This window comes from Methanoregula sp. (assembly GCF_041663825.1).
In the GTDB taxonomy this organism is placed as follows: Archaea; Halobacteriota; Methanomicrobia; order Methanomicrobiales; family Methanospirillaceae; genus Methanoregula.
In genome coordinates, this window is record NZ_JBAYLY010000009.1 from 1 (window position 1) to 13732 (window position 13732).

At 56.5% G+C, this 13732-nt stretch carries 17 protein-coding genes; 9 read left to right on the forward strand and 8 right to left on the reverse strand.

Translation table 11 applies throughout. The annotated features are described in order from the left end of the window. On the forward strand, nucleotides 1-522 hold a 522-nt coding region (locus WCX19_RS05685; RefSeq protein WP_373006028.1), incomplete at its 5' end, for a hypothetical protein. A 239-nt stretch (nucleotides 523-761) separates the two neighbouring features. Here WCX19_RS05685 and WCX19_RS05690 read toward each other — a convergent pair. After that, nucleotides 762-2264 carry a small ribosomal subunit Rsm22 family protein gene (locus tag WCX19_RS05690; protein ID WP_373006030.1) on the reverse strand — a complete coding sequence of 501 codons (1503 nt, stop codon included), beginning with the start codon at nucleotides 2262-2264 and terminating at the stop codon, nucleotides 762-764. A gap of 156 nt (nucleotides 2265-2420) precedes the next feature. Here WCX19_RS05690 and WCX19_RS05695 point away from each other — a divergent pair, with 156 nt between their 5' ends. After that, nucleotides 2421-2696 carry a hypothetical protein gene (locus WCX19_RS05695; protein WP_373006032.1) on the forward strand — a complete coding sequence of 92 codons (276 nt, stop codon included), beginning with the start codon at nucleotides 2421-2423 and terminating at the stop codon, nucleotides 2694-2696. A 36-nt stretch (nucleotides 2697-2732) separates the two neighbouring features. Here WCX19_RS05695 and WCX19_RS05700 read toward each other — a convergent pair whose 3' ends face one another. Genes WCX19_RS05700 through nifS form a run of 5 tightly spaced genes read right to left on the reverse strand, consistent with a single transcriptional unit; the run spans nucleotide 2733 to nucleotide 5899 of the window. Then, complete coding sequence (locus tag WCX19_RS05700; RefSeq protein WP_373006034.1) at nucleotides 2733-3155, reverse strand: molybdenum cofactor biosynthesis protein MoaE; 423 nt, start codon at nucleotides 3153-3155, stop codon at nucleotides 2733-2735. A gap of 17 nt (nucleotides 3156-3172) precedes the next feature. Further along, nucleotides 3173-3451 carry a ubiquitin-like small modifier protein 1 gene (locus WCX19_RS05705; RefSeq protein ID WP_373006036.1) on the reverse strand — a complete coding sequence of 93 codons (279 nt, stop codon included), beginning with the start codon at nucleotides 3449-3451 and terminating at the stop codon, nucleotides 3173-3175. Next, nucleotides 3448-4233 (reverse strand): ThiF family adenylyltransferase, encoded by a 786-nt coding sequence (locus tag WCX19_RS05710; protein ID WP_373006038.1) that lies wholly within the window; start codon nucleotides 4231-4233, stop codon nucleotides 3448-3450. Before WCX19_RS05710 ends, WCX19_RS05705 begins: the two co-directional genes overlap by 4 nt. Nucleotides 4234-4276: 43 nt before the next feature. Continuing rightward, complete coding sequence (gene nifU / locus WCX19_RS05715; RefSeq protein ID WP_373006040.1) at nucleotides 4277-4711, reverse strand: Fe-S cluster assembly scaffold protein NifU; 435 nt, start codon at nucleotides 4709-4711, stop codon at nucleotides 4277-4279. Further along, nucleotides 4712-5899 (reverse strand): cysteine desulfurase NifS, encoded by a 1188-nt coding sequence (nifS, locus tag WCX19_RS05720; protein ID WP_373006042.1) that lies wholly within the window; start codon nucleotides 5897-5899, stop codon nucleotides 4712-4714. A gap of 258 nt (nucleotides 5900-6157) precedes the next feature. On the opposite strand from nifS, the gene WCX19_RS05725 reads away from it, so the two are divergent. The 3 genes from WCX19_RS05725 to fdhD are packed head-to-tail and all read left to right on the forward strand — an operon-like array spanning nucleotide 6158 to nucleotide 8170. Continuing rightward, on the forward strand, nucleotides 6158-6499 hold the full coding sequence (locus WCX19_RS05725; protein ID WP_373006044.1) for a transcriptional regulator: 342 nt from the start codon (nucleotides 6158-6160) through the stop codon (nucleotides 6497-6499). 47 nt (nucleotides 6500-6546) lie between these two features. Next, the gene (gene larE, locus WCX19_RS05730; RefSeq protein WP_373006046.1) at nucleotides 6547-7365 is read left to right on the forward strand and encodes an ATP-dependent sacrificial sulfur transferase LarE; all 819 of its coding nucleotides are present in this window, start codon (nucleotides 6547-6549) and stop codon (nucleotides 7363-7365) included. Next, entirely contained in the window at nucleotides 7331-8170 is an 840-nt protein-coding gene (gene fdhD / locus WCX19_RS05735) for a formate dehydrogenase accessory sulfurtransferase FdhD (protein WP_373006048.1), read from the forward strand. The genes larE and fdhD overlap by 35 nt, the downstream gene beginning before the upstream one ends. Here fdhD and WCX19_RS05740 read toward each other — a convergent pair. Together WCX19_RS05740 and WCX19_RS05745 are read right to left on the reverse strand one after the other, a co-directional pair. Further along, a complete protein-coding gene (locus tag WCX19_RS05740) occupies nucleotides 8156-9091 on the reverse strand; it encodes a TIGR00269 family protein (RefSeq protein ID WP_373006050.1) in 936 nt (311 codons plus the stop codon). The two genes, fdhD and WCX19_RS05740, sit on opposite strands and share 15 nt — an antisense overlap. 4 nt (nucleotides 9092-9095) lie before the next feature. Further along, the gene (locus WCX19_RS05745; protein WP_373006052.1) at nucleotides 9096-9290 is read right to left on the reverse strand and encodes a MoaD/ThiS family protein; all 195 of its coding nucleotides are present in this window, start codon (nucleotides 9288-9290) and stop codon (nucleotides 9096-9098) included. 136 nt (nucleotides 9291-9426) lie between these two features. Here WCX19_RS05745 and nadA point away from each other — a divergent pair, with 136 nt between their 5' ends. The 4 genes from nadA (at nucleotide 9427) to WCX19_RS05765 (ending at nucleotide 13628) form a co-directional block, all read left to right on the forward strand. Then, nucleotides 9427-10335 carry a quinolinate synthase NadA gene (gene nadA / locus WCX19_RS05750; RefSeq protein ID WP_373006054.1) on the forward strand — a complete coding sequence of 303 codons (909 nt, stop codon included), beginning with the start codon at nucleotides 9427-9429 and terminating at the stop codon, nucleotides 10333-10335. A gap of 19 nt (nucleotides 10336-10354) precedes the next feature. After that, nucleotides 10355-10954, forward strand: coding sequence for a thiamine-phosphate synthase family protein (locus WCX19_RS05755; RefSeq protein WP_373006056.1), 600 nt, complete (start codon nucleotides 10355-10357; stop codon nucleotides 10952-10954). Continuing rightward, complete coding sequence (locus WCX19_RS05760; RefSeq protein ID WP_373006058.1) at nucleotides 10926-11969, forward strand: AIR synthase family protein; 1044 nt, start codon at nucleotides 10926-10928, stop codon at nucleotides 11967-11969. Before WCX19_RS05755 ends, WCX19_RS05760 begins: the two co-directional genes overlap by 29 nt. Before the next feature lie 858 nt (nucleotides 11970-12827). Further along, nucleotides 12828-13628 carry a sulfite exporter TauE/SafE family protein gene (locus tag WCX19_RS05765; protein ID WP_373006060.1) on the forward strand — a complete coding sequence of 267 codons (801 nt, stop codon included), beginning with the start codon at nucleotides 12828-12830 and terminating at the stop codon, nucleotides 13626-13628. Nucleotides 13629-13732 lie beyond the last annotated feature (104 nt).

Here is a 13732-nt window from a genome sequence, read left to right on the forward strand (position 1 = left end):
CCATCAACCGGAACCTGGTATCTGGATTATAACTTCGATGGAACGGTCGACAAACAGGTAACCTTTGGCCAGAATGGTGACATACCGGTCGTTGGAGACTGGAACGGAGACGGAATATCCGAGATCGGTGTATTCCGGCCATCAACCGGTACCTGGTATCTTGATTACAACTTCGATGGAACGGTCGACAAACAGGTAACCTTTGGCAAGAGTGGCGACCTGCCGGTTATTGGAGACTGGAACAATGCCGGGCACTCCGATATCGGTGTATTCCGGCCCTCAACCGGTACCTGGTATGCAAGTTATAACTTCAGTTCAACGGTTGCCAGGCAGGCACGCCTGGGTAAGAGTGGGGACCTGCCGGTTATTGGAGACTGGAACAACACCGGGCACTCCGGGATCGGCGTGTTCCGGAACTCGACCGGAACCTGGTACCTTAATTATAATTTCGATGGAAAAGTAGACAAATCGGTAACGTTGGGGATTGCCGGGGATACACCCGTAGTGGGAAAGTGGATGTAAAGGTACCAGTTAAAACAATCTTTTTTTGTTCCGAAAAGACCAGGGAGCAGTATTCTGGGATTTTCAGACCGGGTTCCCCAGGGTTTTGAGTTCTTATCCTTTTCATGGGAGTACAATTCCGTTAAAACTCCGATCTTTATCGTTGTCGGTCTCTACGATATCTGGCGCAACCCGACAGGAATTACATCCCCCACATACACGATCATCACAACCGCCGCAAACGTTGTATATTGGCGGGGTCATGTTTCCATCGGAGTCGATTTGAGTATCTGTGTATTCCTGCTCACGAGCACATTATACGCGTCATGCGCCGGGTTGTACCGTACCAGCACATTCCGTATCACAAGCACCGCCCCATACGGCGCAGACACAAGTTCCTGATTTTCTGGAGTAATATGAAAAGCCGGCAGCACCCCGTACACCGGCTTTTCCGCAGAGCCATCGCAAAGCCTGAACATGTGGGTCTCCTTATCGCCGAGATCCTCGGACATCTTCGCCGCGACAACGTTGATCCGTTTTCCCACGTTCAGGTGTATCCGGGACAAACGCAGGGCATTAGTGTCCTTTGGAATGCAACAGGGAGAACGTGTTTTCCCGTCCTTCCGTAACATCACGTAACTGTACTTGATATCGGTGTTCACGTACCGGAACGGCTCGTTGCACGCCGCAAGCGTGTTCATGATCCGGATGGGCCGGATACAGGGTGCCGTCACAAAACTCCAGCACCGGTCCGGCGTGCAGTTGGTGCCCCAGACATAGGTACAGGGCGCGTAGATCGAGAGCCCCCGCTTTTTCAGCGCAAGGGACATGACACGTAGGCCGGTGGATGTCGCTTCCTCTGCCGGTTCAATAATCAGGATTGTTCCATCTGGCGAGAGCCTTTCTGCGTATTTCATCACGATGTCTGCACGTGCCGCAACAGGAAGGTCGGCAAGTTCGTTGAGAACGTTTGAAAAGACCATAAGGTCGATTCGTTCGGGCAGCGCCACATCCACGGGTGCGGTAATATCCGCTTCGAGAGCGGGTTTTATTGTTACCGGGGAATCCTTTGTGGCTACACTTTTGGCAAGATACGAAAACGCCTCGATGTGCTCTTTTGAACGCTCGACCGGGAATACCGTTGCCCGGGCCGTATCCAGACATGTCCAGAAATCCGCGATGGCAAGCGGTATGACACCCGGCCCGGTACCGAGATCGAGGATCGTCATCTCACGTTTCAGCAGGCCGTCACGGGCGAGCTGGGCAAGCAGGTACCGGCTCTGCATGAAGTAGACCGGGAAATGGTACGCAAGATAGCCAAGCACCGAATACCCTTTTGAATACTGGAGAGACCTTTTGTTTGTCGGTTTCCAGTAATCATCCTTCTGGGCAACAATGGCACGGCGGAGCCGTTCGATGATGACCGGGTCAGACCAGTCTTTGCCGGTTTTTCTGGTGATATACTGCCCGATGGCCTCTTCATATGTCGGGGGAAGGCCTTGGAGGTCAAGGTACTCCCCGAGGCGTTGTTCCTCAACAGCGTTCAGGCAATATGCCGGGGATGGCAGGAGCCGTGAGACCTCGTAATCCTTATCGATCTTTTTTGCAGTGAGCCCGAGATTGGCAAGGTGCGGCAGGAGCGCCGTGTACATCTGATCGACGGTCTCCGACTCATCAAGGTAGACTGCAATCTCGGAAAGCAGAAAAGCCGGTTTTGTGGATGCGACGTATTTTACCGTTGAAAGAAACTGCTTTTCGGACATAACCTGCCGGAATCTTTGCACCGGGCGCTCATACATCTTTGGATAGCAGCCACACGATTCTCCTGCCGTATCCTGCAGGAGACATGACAATAGACCCTATCACTCTCTTTACGAGCCTTCCCATTTATGAGATGAAACGGGAGAACCGTCCGGTTCATGTACCGGGAGGACAACATACGTGAGAGGAATGGCAGCATGTTCGATCACTGTCCCGGTGCGGCAAACATAAGAACACCGACACTTACGATCAAGAAGTGCCCGCAGTGCGGGGAAGAAGTGGAACTTTTCTCAAACGATGTCTCCGTAAAGTGCAGCAGATGCGGGTTTGTTATCTACAACGATATCGCATCGTGCGTGCAGTGGTGTAAGCATGCCAAAGAATGCGTGGGTGAAGAGATATACCGGAAACTCACGGAAAAGAAGGTGGCCTGACAGGAAATACCCAAGCAGTTTCCTGGTTTGCAAAGGTTATTTCCCGGCCCCGCACCCGTGCTGGTGCTCACCGGGCACCCACCGGCCGCCATCTTTTGTCAGCTCTTTTTTCCAGATCGGGACACCGGCTTTTATCGTCTCGATGATATACCGGGAGCCTTCGTAGGCCTGTTTGCGGTGCCCCGCGCTGACAACAATGATCAGGATATTCTCTCCGACGGCAAGGCGACCGATCCTGTGGATGATGTCGACAGAGAGGAGGTTGTAGGTCTTTTTTGCCTCGGTGGCGATCTTCTCCAGTTCAGGGAGCGCAACTTCTTCGTACGCCTCCAGTTCCATCTCGCGGATATCATCGTCCCGGACGATCCCGTCAAAGACAACGATAGCACCGGTTCCCCGCTGCTTTGCCTCGTTGATCAGCATCCCGATATCGACATCTTCGGTCTGGATCGCAATCATAACCGCACCCTTACCGCTTATCCCCCCGCAACCGGGGGGAATACCGCAATCTCATCGCCATCAGCAACCTTGATCTTCGGGGCATCGGAGGTTTCAAGGCGTTTCCCGTTCTGCATCAGGATAACAAACTCGCGGAAGGCGCCCTTCTCATCGAAGATCGCATCGTACCCTTCCTTGTTCCTGCTGACTACATCTTTTATGAGGTCAGACAATCCCTTGTTCTTCGGGACAGCGACCACGATATCGGTCCCGAGCAGTTCCCGGAACCGGGCGAAAAACCGGATCTTGATAGTCATTTTTTCTTCCCCTTTGGTATCTTCTTTGCATTTACTGCGGTTGTCTTCTTTGGTGCAGGCCCTGATCCGCACGACATGCAGGCCGGGTTTCTTACGACAGAAATTTCTTCCGCGTGCGCTGTCATCCCGTCCCAGATCAGGAGGCGGTTTGCCAGGAGTTCACCGGTGCCCAGCAGGTACTTGAGCACCTCGTTGACCTGGATCATCCCGATAAATCCCGGTGTCACCCCGACAACAGGGAAGACTTCCTTTGGGGGAGCAGACGGGAAGATACAGCGCAGGCACGCGGTCTTTCCCGGGATAATGGTCGTCGCCTGCCCATAGAATCCCCGTATGGCACCGTGGAAAAGCGGAATATTCTTTTGAAGTGCGATATCGTTGAGCAGGTACCGGGTGGGATAGTTGTCCATCGCATCGACAATGCCATCCGCCCGGCCGACGAGCCGGGCACAGTTCAATTCATCGATGGTCGTATCGATGACCTTCACAGTAATATCGGGATTGATCGCCCGAAGTTTTTCCTCCGCCGAGGCAACCTTCTTTTTACCGATATCCCGGTCGTAGTGCAGGATCTGACGGTTGAGATTGGTCAGCTCCACGACGTCCTTGTCAACTACCGTGAGGGTACCGACACCGGCCACCGCAAGGTAGATCGAGACCGGGGAGCCAAGCCCACCGGCCCCGGCAATAAAAATATTGGCCTTTTTAAGGCGTTCCTGCCCTTCGTCGCCAAAGAGCATCATCTGCCGTTTGTACCGCTCGCGTTCGCGTTTGGAGAGCATCAGTTTTACCTGAAATTACTGGATCGGATACGAAGTCTCTGCCCTACAGTTGACACCCGGACTCTTCACCGTGTTCATGTGAATGGGGGGACGTTTCTTCCCACTGGGGAAGGCCGTGCTTGACGCGATAATCGTTGATCGCCTTGTGGATGCCTTCTTCGGCGAGCACCGAGCAGTGCATCTTGATGGGCGGCAGGCCGTCAAGTGCCTCGGCGACCGCTTTATTGGAGAGCTTCCACGCATCCTCAAGTGATTTTCCCCGGACAAGCTCGGTTGCCATGCTGCTTGACGCGATGGCCGCCCCGCAGCCGAACGTCTTGAACTTTGCATCGACGACGATATTGTTCTCGATCTTCAAGAAGATCTTCATGATATCGCCGCAGACCGGGTTCCCGACCTCCCCGACACCATCCGGGTTCTCGATCTCCCCGACATTACGCGGGTTTTTGAAATGATCCATCACGGTTTCACTGTACATTTATGACCCTCCGGTCTTTGCCTTCTGGTACAAGGGAGACATGTCCCGCAGACGTGATACCACTTTCGGCAGCACTTCGAGCACGAAATCGACATCCTCTTCGGTATTGGCATCGCCAAGTGTCAGCCGCAGCGAACCATGCGAGATCTCCACCGGGAGGCCGGTGGCAAGCAGCACATGCGAGGGTTCGAGCGAACCTGATGTGCAGGCGCTGCCGGTCGATGCACAGATACCTTCATCGTCAAGCCAGAGAAGCATCGACTCTCCTTCGATAAATTCGAAACTGACGTTGAAGTTCCCCGGCAGCCGTTCGGTCGGGTGCCCGTTGAGCCGGGCATTGGGTATCTTCTCAAGAACGCCCTTAATGAGCCGGTCCCTCATCGCCCGGATCCTGATATTATGGCCTTTGATATCGGCGGTGGCAAGTTCAATCGCTTTCCCGCACCCGACAATCCCGGCAATATTCTCGGTACCGGCCCGCTTCTTCCTTTCCTGGCCGCCGCCGTGGATCAGGTTCTCGATCCGGACGCCTTTTTTAATATAGAGCGCCCCGACGCCTTTCGGGCCATAGAACTTGTGGGCGGAGAGCGAGAGCATATCGATATTCTGCGCTTTCACATCGATGGGCACGTTTCCTATCGCCTGCACCGCATCGGTATGGAAGTACACCTTGTGCTTCTTTGCGACCTCCGCGAGTTCCCGGATCGGTTCAATCGTGCCGATCTCGTTGTTCGCGTACATGATCGAGATGAGGATCGTCTTGTCGGTGATCGCCATCTCAAGGTCCGCAGGATCGACGCGACCGTACTGGTCGACCGGGAGGTAGGTCACCGCAAATCCCTCTTTTTCAAGGAACTGGCAGGTGTGGATGACTGCGTGGTGCTCGATCGCTGTCGTGATGATGTGGTTGCCCCGCTTTCGGTTGGCGTAGGCAACGCCTTTAATCGCCCAGTTGTCGGATTCGCTCCCGCATGAGGTAAAATAGATCTCGTCCGGGTCTGCCCCGAGCGCTTTTGCGACCTGTGCCCGGGCCGTGTCAATGGCATTCTTCGATTCGCGGGCGATCCCGTAGATGGACGAGGGGTTGCCGAAGTGCTGGGTAAAGAAGGGGATCATCGCATCGACGACTTCTTTCTTTGCATACGTCGTTGCGGAATGATCCATGTAGATGATGCGCTGGTGTCCCATACTCTCTTTCCTTCGTGTACGTGAATATGTGCGTTTGTCGTCTGATTATTCTTTTGTTGCCACAATGATGTGGCCCGGTGCTTCCCGGCCGGTGCAGTCATGAGGATGAACTGCCCCGGATCCTGTGGGTAGTGCGCCATGTGTTTCATTTTTTAGCGCACAAAGTAACAACTGTTTTTTATGGTTGAATGACCAATTCACAATTGTGAATACAACGTATTTATGTGACAATTGTAATAACTTAAAGGTTGTGATGTAATGGAAGCCCCCTGCCAGAAGATCGTATGGGATGTCCTGCCGGCGATACGTGCGGCTATCGCGGTGGAACTCGTGAAATGTGGCGTGTCGCAGGTAGAAGCGGCGCGGATGCTGGAGATCGCACCATCGGCAGTCTCCCAGTACCTCTCCGGGAAACGCGGTTACCGCATCGAGTTCGAGAACGATATCAAGCAGTCAATAGAACAGCTTGCCCGGGATTTAAAAGAGGGCAGGGATGTGAACCTCGTGCAGCGCACCTGCGATATCTGCCACCAGCTCCGGGAGGGCGAGGAGTACCAGTGCGGAAGCAGCAGTACCGAGAACCACCGGTGCGGCAGCTGATTTTTCATTTTATTTTAATTCCATTTTTCAGACTTCAGGGAGGTATTATGGACATTACGGCCTGTCGCAAACTTGTCCTTGGAAAGATTGCAGAGCAGGGGTCGATGCTTGTCGCATTCTCCGGTGGCGTGGACAGCAGCCTGCTTGCAGTGCTGGCACGGGAGGCACTTGGGGATAAGAGCCGGTGCGTCCTTCTCGACAGCCCGGTCGTCCCCCGCGAGGCAGTCGAAGAGGCGCGACGGATCGCCCGTGACTACCACCTTCACCTCGAAATCCTCCCGGTCACCGTGATGGACGACGAACGGTTCACGAAAAATCCGGCCGAGCGCTGCTACTGGTGCAAGAAGAACTCGGCGGCGGTCTTAAAACGGCGGGCTCAGGAACTGGGACTTGCCTGTGTCGCCGACGGTATCAATGTCTCGGATACCGGGGAACACCGGCCCGGTCTTGCTGCAAGCACCGAGGAGGGGATCGTCCACCCGTTCCTTGACGCGGGCATGACCAAGAACGATATCCGGGAGTGCGCCCGGGCCGGAGGATTTGACTTCTGGGACAAGCCCTCGGCGGCCTGCCTCTCCTCCCGCATCCCCTACGGGGATACGATAACGGATGAAAAACTCCATATGGTCGAAGAGGCCGAGGCCTTCCTGCACAAAAACGGGTTCCGTCAGGTACGGGTGAGAGTGCACGGGACGGTTGCACGGATCGAAGTGCCTAAAGAGGAGATGCACGCAGTACTGGATATGCATGCTGCGGTGGCAGGCACCCTCTCCGCGCTCGGGTTCTCCTACGTGACACTCGATCTTGCAGGATACCGCAGCGGGAGCATGGATGAAGTGCTCGCGCCTGCCAAAAGAAAATCCTGACCAGAATATTCCCGTGGTGACCCAGATGACCGTACCGATGTTCAAACACATCCCCTGCATAAAGATGGATGGCGACTCAGCGACAGCCGGGACCCACGAGGTCATCGACGAGGTGCCCGAGGCCCTGTTCGTAAACGGCAGGCACGCGATGACCGCGATGATGAGCCCGGTAAACCTTGAAGACTTTGTCACCGGCTACCTCTTTACCGAGCAGATCATCAAGGGCACCGACGAGATTGAATCCATCAGGATCGAGAAGAACCGGATCAGCGTGATCACAAAAAATCTCTTTAAAGTGCTCGGCCCCAAAAAGACCATCCTCTCCGGGTGCGGGGGCGCCACATCCTATATCGATACCGAGAAACTGCCAAAGATTACCTCGGCTCTCTCCCTCACCCCCGAGCTGATCCGGACAACCGTCAGAGACGTGCTCGAATCCGACCTGCATAAAATGACCGGCGGCATCCACGTAGTCGGGCTTGCATCGGCAAACGGTATCATTGCCCGTTCCGAGGACATCGGGAGGCACAACGCGCTCGACCGGGTGATCGGCTATGGGCTCCGGAACAGGATCGATTTTTCAGAGACGTTTGCCATCTGCTCGGGGCGCATCTCCTCGGAGATGGTACGCAAGTGCCTGATCGCAAACATCCCGGTGATGGTCTCGCGGGGAGCGACGACGACGCTTGCCGTCACCATCGCAGAACAGAACGGCTTGTGTATCGTCGGGTTTGTCAGAAGCACGAAACTCAATATCTACTCCCACCCCGGGCGCGTGCAGGGCGCCCCATCACTTGAGAAGTGAGTGCCGGAGCCGGCAGACCTGGCAGAGGTCCCCGGAACAAGGATCGCCACACTCCCGGCAGCGGTGCAAAGAGTCCATGACCGGTGTCCCGGCACAGTACTTTTCGAGGGTTCTTTTGCTTTTTATGAGGTACTGCATCGTCCCGGGGTGGCGGCACTCATACTCCGAAAGCAGGGTGCGGACTTCGGCCCGCAGGGCATACTTCGTGTACGGGCACTCGGGCAGCACCGAAAAAAGGTCCTGCACGAAGAGATAGGATGCGATCTCCTTCTCCGGGATTGCCATGAGCGGTTTGATCCTCGGAAGAAACGCTGCGGATGTACCGGTACCTGTCGTGCGGACAAGCCTGGGCAGGTCTCCCCTGAACGCATTCATCAGCACCGACTGTGCCTCATCATCGAGGTTGTGGCCGGTGGCAATCGCGGTCGCACCGGTGGCCCGCGCAGCATCCGCGAGGGCTTTTTTGCGCAGGATGCCGCAGATGGTGCAGGCCTGCGCCTCCCGCCCGATAAGCAGGGTATCGAGATCGTCACCGATAAGTTCGCGGAACGAGATGATGCGGTGTTCCACGCCAAGTCGTCTGGTAAGGCTCTCCGCTGCACGCATGGTGTCGGCACGGTAACCGGCAATACCCTCATCCACGGTGATGGCAACAAGGCTGGCACCCGGCCATGCAGGCAGGAGCCGGGAGAGGATCACAAGGAGCGCCGTGCTGTCCTTTCCCCCGCTTAAGCCCACCGCGATCCGGTCGCCCGGGTGGATCTGCCCGTATTCCTGTATGGTCGAAAGGACGCGCTCTTCTACATCCCGGACAAGGTGCGGGCCGCAGAGATGGCGCCGGGTGACCGGCTGGTAGACCACTGCTGGTTCGCCACAGCAGGCGCAGACCGGGACTCCAGCGGGTAAGGCACGCGGCTCCACGGACTTATCCCCCGTGCGCGATCCGGATGATCCGTATCTCGTCGTTCCCGCCGATTGGGGCCTGCTCGGGAACGAGCTTCCCGTTCCGGGACACGATCACCTCAAGGGGATTTATCCCGATCTCGTGCAGGAGCGCCCCGACTGTCCCCGGGCCCTCCTCCATCACCCGGACACCCTGATCCGGCAGAATGACTTTCATTGTCTGATGAAATGATAGGAAAGCCGGGGGCATAAACTGCCCGGTACCGGCCACCTGCCCGCAGGCTCCTGATAAGCGGGTATTTGATGCACCACGACATACTATTACGATACAACCGGGAGAGCGTGTTACCGTAATGCAGGACATCACCCTGCTGCAGGAAGAGATCCTGCGGCTTAAAGAGCAGAAGAACGCGATCATCCTCGCGCACAACTACCAGCGTCCCGAGATCCAGGACATCGCGGATGTCATCGGCGATTCGCTGGAACTCGCCCGTGCGGCTGTCGGAAAGAACGGCGACGTAATCGTCTTCTGCGGGGTCGATTTCATGGCCGAGACCGCCGCGATCCTCTCACCGGAAAAGACCGTTCTCCTGCCTGCACCGGATGCCTGCTGTCCCATGGCCGGGATGGTGAGTGCAGAGGAACTCAGGTTCGCACGCACCCGTCACCCCGATGCAGCAGTCGTCTGCTACGTCAACACGACCGCAGACGTCAAGGCAGAGAGCGATATCTGCTGCACCTCGGCAAACGCGGTAAAGGTGGTAAATTCGGTAAAAGAGGATACGGTGATCTTTGTGCCGGACAAGAACCTCGGGCAGTACGCGGCACGGTTCACAAAAAAGACCGTCCTCCCCTGGGAAGGGTTCTGCCTCGTCCACGACCGATTAACCCCTGCCGATGTGGCCCGCGCTAAAAGGGAGCACCCGGGTGCGGTCGTACTCGTCCATCCCGAGTGCAGGCCAGAGGTTATCGATTGCGCTGATCACGTGGCGAGCACGTCAGGGATCCTTACCCATGTAAAATCCAATCCAGAGAACGAGTTTATCATCGGCACCGAGAACGGCATGCTGCACCGACTCGCAAAGGAGTGCCCGGACAAGCACTGTTACCCGCTCTCGGACAAGGCAGTTTGTGTGAACATGAAAAAGACCGACCTTGTAAAAGTCCGCGACGCACTGGTCACGCTCAAACCCAGGATCACGGTACCCGAAGAGATCGCTTCCCGTGCCCGGGGTGCGATCGAACGCATGCTCGCACTCTGAAATGTACTAGGGTGACGAAATGGATGACGAGATAATCGATATGCGGGGAAGGTTCTGCCTTGCCCTTGACCAGATCGAAGAGTGCCGGGAATTTGCATCCCTGATCCCTGAGGTCAGGTCAAACCTTGTGTATGCAAAAAAAGAGGCACGGTCCCGTGACGATGTCCTTGCGGTCGACGGGCGGATCACGGTCATACAGGGTATGCCGCGTGCGGCCGGAAAACCCCGGTTCGGGGCATCCAGCCACATGGCGCGGCTGATTATAGAGTTGCGGAAAGTCGATCCCTCCGTGAGGGCAGGTGTCGATTTCGCAAACACCCCGCACCTTGCGGCATGGCTTGAAGATTACTGCCGTGCACGGGGCTGGATCTTTTCCGTGATTGACCGGAGGGGCGAGCCGGACGAGATCAAAGCGGCGGAAGGGGCGTCGATGCCCTGGAAGGTGGGCGAGGCCGTGCGCGCCGCCGGTGGCAGGGCACCCAAAATATTCTATGAGACGGGGGCAGTGGGGAAAGAGCCGGTCTCCGTTCTTGTCGGACACGATCCGCTTGAAGTCGCCGGCCAGATATGCACACTCGCGAAGGATTACCATGAGTACAGGCAAACCCAAAATCGGTAAGATCGACGTTGAGATCTTCACACAGTTCCTGTTGCACAGGTTAGGAAAACCGGATCCGTCCGTCATTGTACCGCCCGGCACGGGCATTGATGCCGGGGTGATCGATCTCGGTGACGGCCGGGTGCTGGTGGTTGCCGAGGACCCGATCTTTGCGACCCCCGGACAGCCGCTGGAGATGTTCGGCTGGTATACGGTCCATATCGGGGCAAGCGACGTGGCGGTGATGGGGGTACAGCCACAGTACATGACCTATTCCCTGCTGCTTCCTCCCGAGACTCCCGATGCGGACTTCAAAACAATCGTCAACGCTATTCACCGGACAGCCTGCGATCTCGGGATTGCCATTGTCGGGGGACATACGGGATACTACCCGGGATTTGCCTCGCCGACCATCGGGGGAGTGACTGTCTTTGCCATCGCGGACAAAAACACCATTGTCACCCCTGCGGGCGCACGGCCGGGAAACGATGTGATCCTTACCAAAGGGCCGGCGATCGAGACAGCGGCCATCCTTGCAGTCGTGCGCGAAAAAGATCTGCGTGGCAGGTACCCGGACGACCTCATAGGAAAAGCGCAGGCACTCTGCCGGCAGATGAGCGTGGTGCTCGATGCACAGGTCGCCAAAAAAGCCGGAGGAGTTACGGCCATGCACGATGCCACTGAAGGAGGGGTTATTGGCGGCCTCTTTGAGATCGCCGATGCAAGCGGGGTCGGCATGTGCATCGACGAGACCCGGTTTGTCTATCCCCCCGAGGTCCGGATGGTCTGCGAGGCGTTTGGCATCGACCCGGTGGCAGCGATTGCCGAGGGCTCGCTCCTCATTACCGCAGAGCCGGCATCCTCTCCCGCTATCATCCAGGCACTCAAGCTGGCTGGTATTGCCGCGTCGGTCATCGGAACAGTGACGGATTTGCCCCATCACCGGGTCATAACCCGGCGTGATGGATCCACGGTTCCACTTGCCGTTCCGAAGCAGGATCCATTCTGGCCGGTCTTCTTTGAGGGTGTCCGTTGAACGGGACTGTCCTGATTTTCTCTTTTTTTACGAAGGTTACCGCCAGTAGTGGTCTCCACCCCGGTCACGCATGCCGTCCCCTCAATAAACGTGCAGTTCTTAACAAGAATAGTGAAGAAACTCCTCCAGTCCCCAAAGCACTCATCAAAATGATCTGATCACGGATTGGAACTTGATTTTCAGGCATTTTTCACCGGCTCATCGGTACAAATGAACGTGAAAATTTCGGCAAAACCCGTCACTTTACTAACTTATTAATAGGGTACCGGCGCACATAAAATATAGTTCACAATTGTGAACGGAAACGAACCATGAGTTTCACCCTCACTCACCCGGACCATGCAGCACCCAGGGCAGCGCACACCCTGCTTACCGCTGCACTGTCCGGCCGGGACTGCGGGGTCAGGGGATCGGGGCAGGATTGTAGGCCCATGCAGTAATGTCAAGGCTCCACGAGCACTGCAACCAGCACCGGTTCGCAGGCCTCACAAAAGACGCGGGTCAATGTACCCGGCTTCCACACGTCCACGGTCAAACAGCCATCCCGGGCTCTATCGGGACACCACACATCAATAACACCACAGGAGGTCAGCCATGCGACACTCCTATAAGGGACGATCAAATCCCTGCGATCCGGATTATGCATCGGGTACAGGCGCATACGATCCGGATCGCCCACGCCTCATGCAATAACTGTCTTATAAGATATTCACCGGGGGGTACAGCACCTTCAGACCCCCGGTACTGTTTTTTGCAGGTTTTGCACGGGCCTTCCTGTTACGATTGCCACGATACTCCTGCCCGACCTCCCGCTTTCCGTGAGGGATACCAGTTCCTGACCAGTAGAGGTGATCCCGCATGATCCTGCCGGTTTTCGCATTCCTTATTGCCCTTGCAATCGGCATTGTTGCCGCACTCGTCGGACTTGGCGGCGGCTTTCTCTATGTTCCCACCCTTACCCTGATCTTTGGCCTCGACCAGCGGATGGCAGTAGGCACCAGTCTCGCCGTCACGGTCTGCGCCTCTGCTGCCGCAGCGTTCTGTTGTGCGCGGCAGAAAAAGATCCTGTATACGGCAGCCGGCTGCCTGATCATCCCCGGCATGATCGGAGCCGCACTCGGTGCCGCACTCACCGCGTACATCGACACACGAATACTTGTCATCCTGTTTGTCCTGGTCCTGTTCCTTATCTCCGTCCAGATGCTCAGGCCGGCCTGCCGGCTGGTCGGGATCGTCTCCCGGGGCCCGGTACTTGAAAACCACATAAACGGGCCGGGTGGCGAGAACAGTTCTGTCAGTATCCCGTACGCGCACCTGATCCTCTGGGGAACAGCGGGAGGCCTCGTCTCCGGCACCACCGGGATCAGCGGAGGAGTGCTCTTTGTGCCGGCGCTTGTTGTCGCCGGCATCCCGGTCCATTATGCAGTGGCAACCTCGCTCTTTGCGATCGTCCTCACCTCGCTTGCCGGTGCAGGGACGCAGGCAGCCCTCGGGAACGTGTCGCTCCCGTTCCTCGCGGCCTATGGCACCGGGGCGGCGATCGGCGCCTATGCAGGCGCTTCCATCGCCCCGAAGATCCGGGCAGATCGCATCCAGGCGTTCTTCGGGGCCATGCTGCTCGTGATCGCGGTGCTCATGATCCTCCATGGCATTTTTTAAAATAGTTCTTCGCAGAAGTTACCCCACCAGAGGGTATTATTTCATGAACCGCAAAAGATCACAATAGTTAACAATCGTTACGCCCCGGAAAAACGGCAGTATCT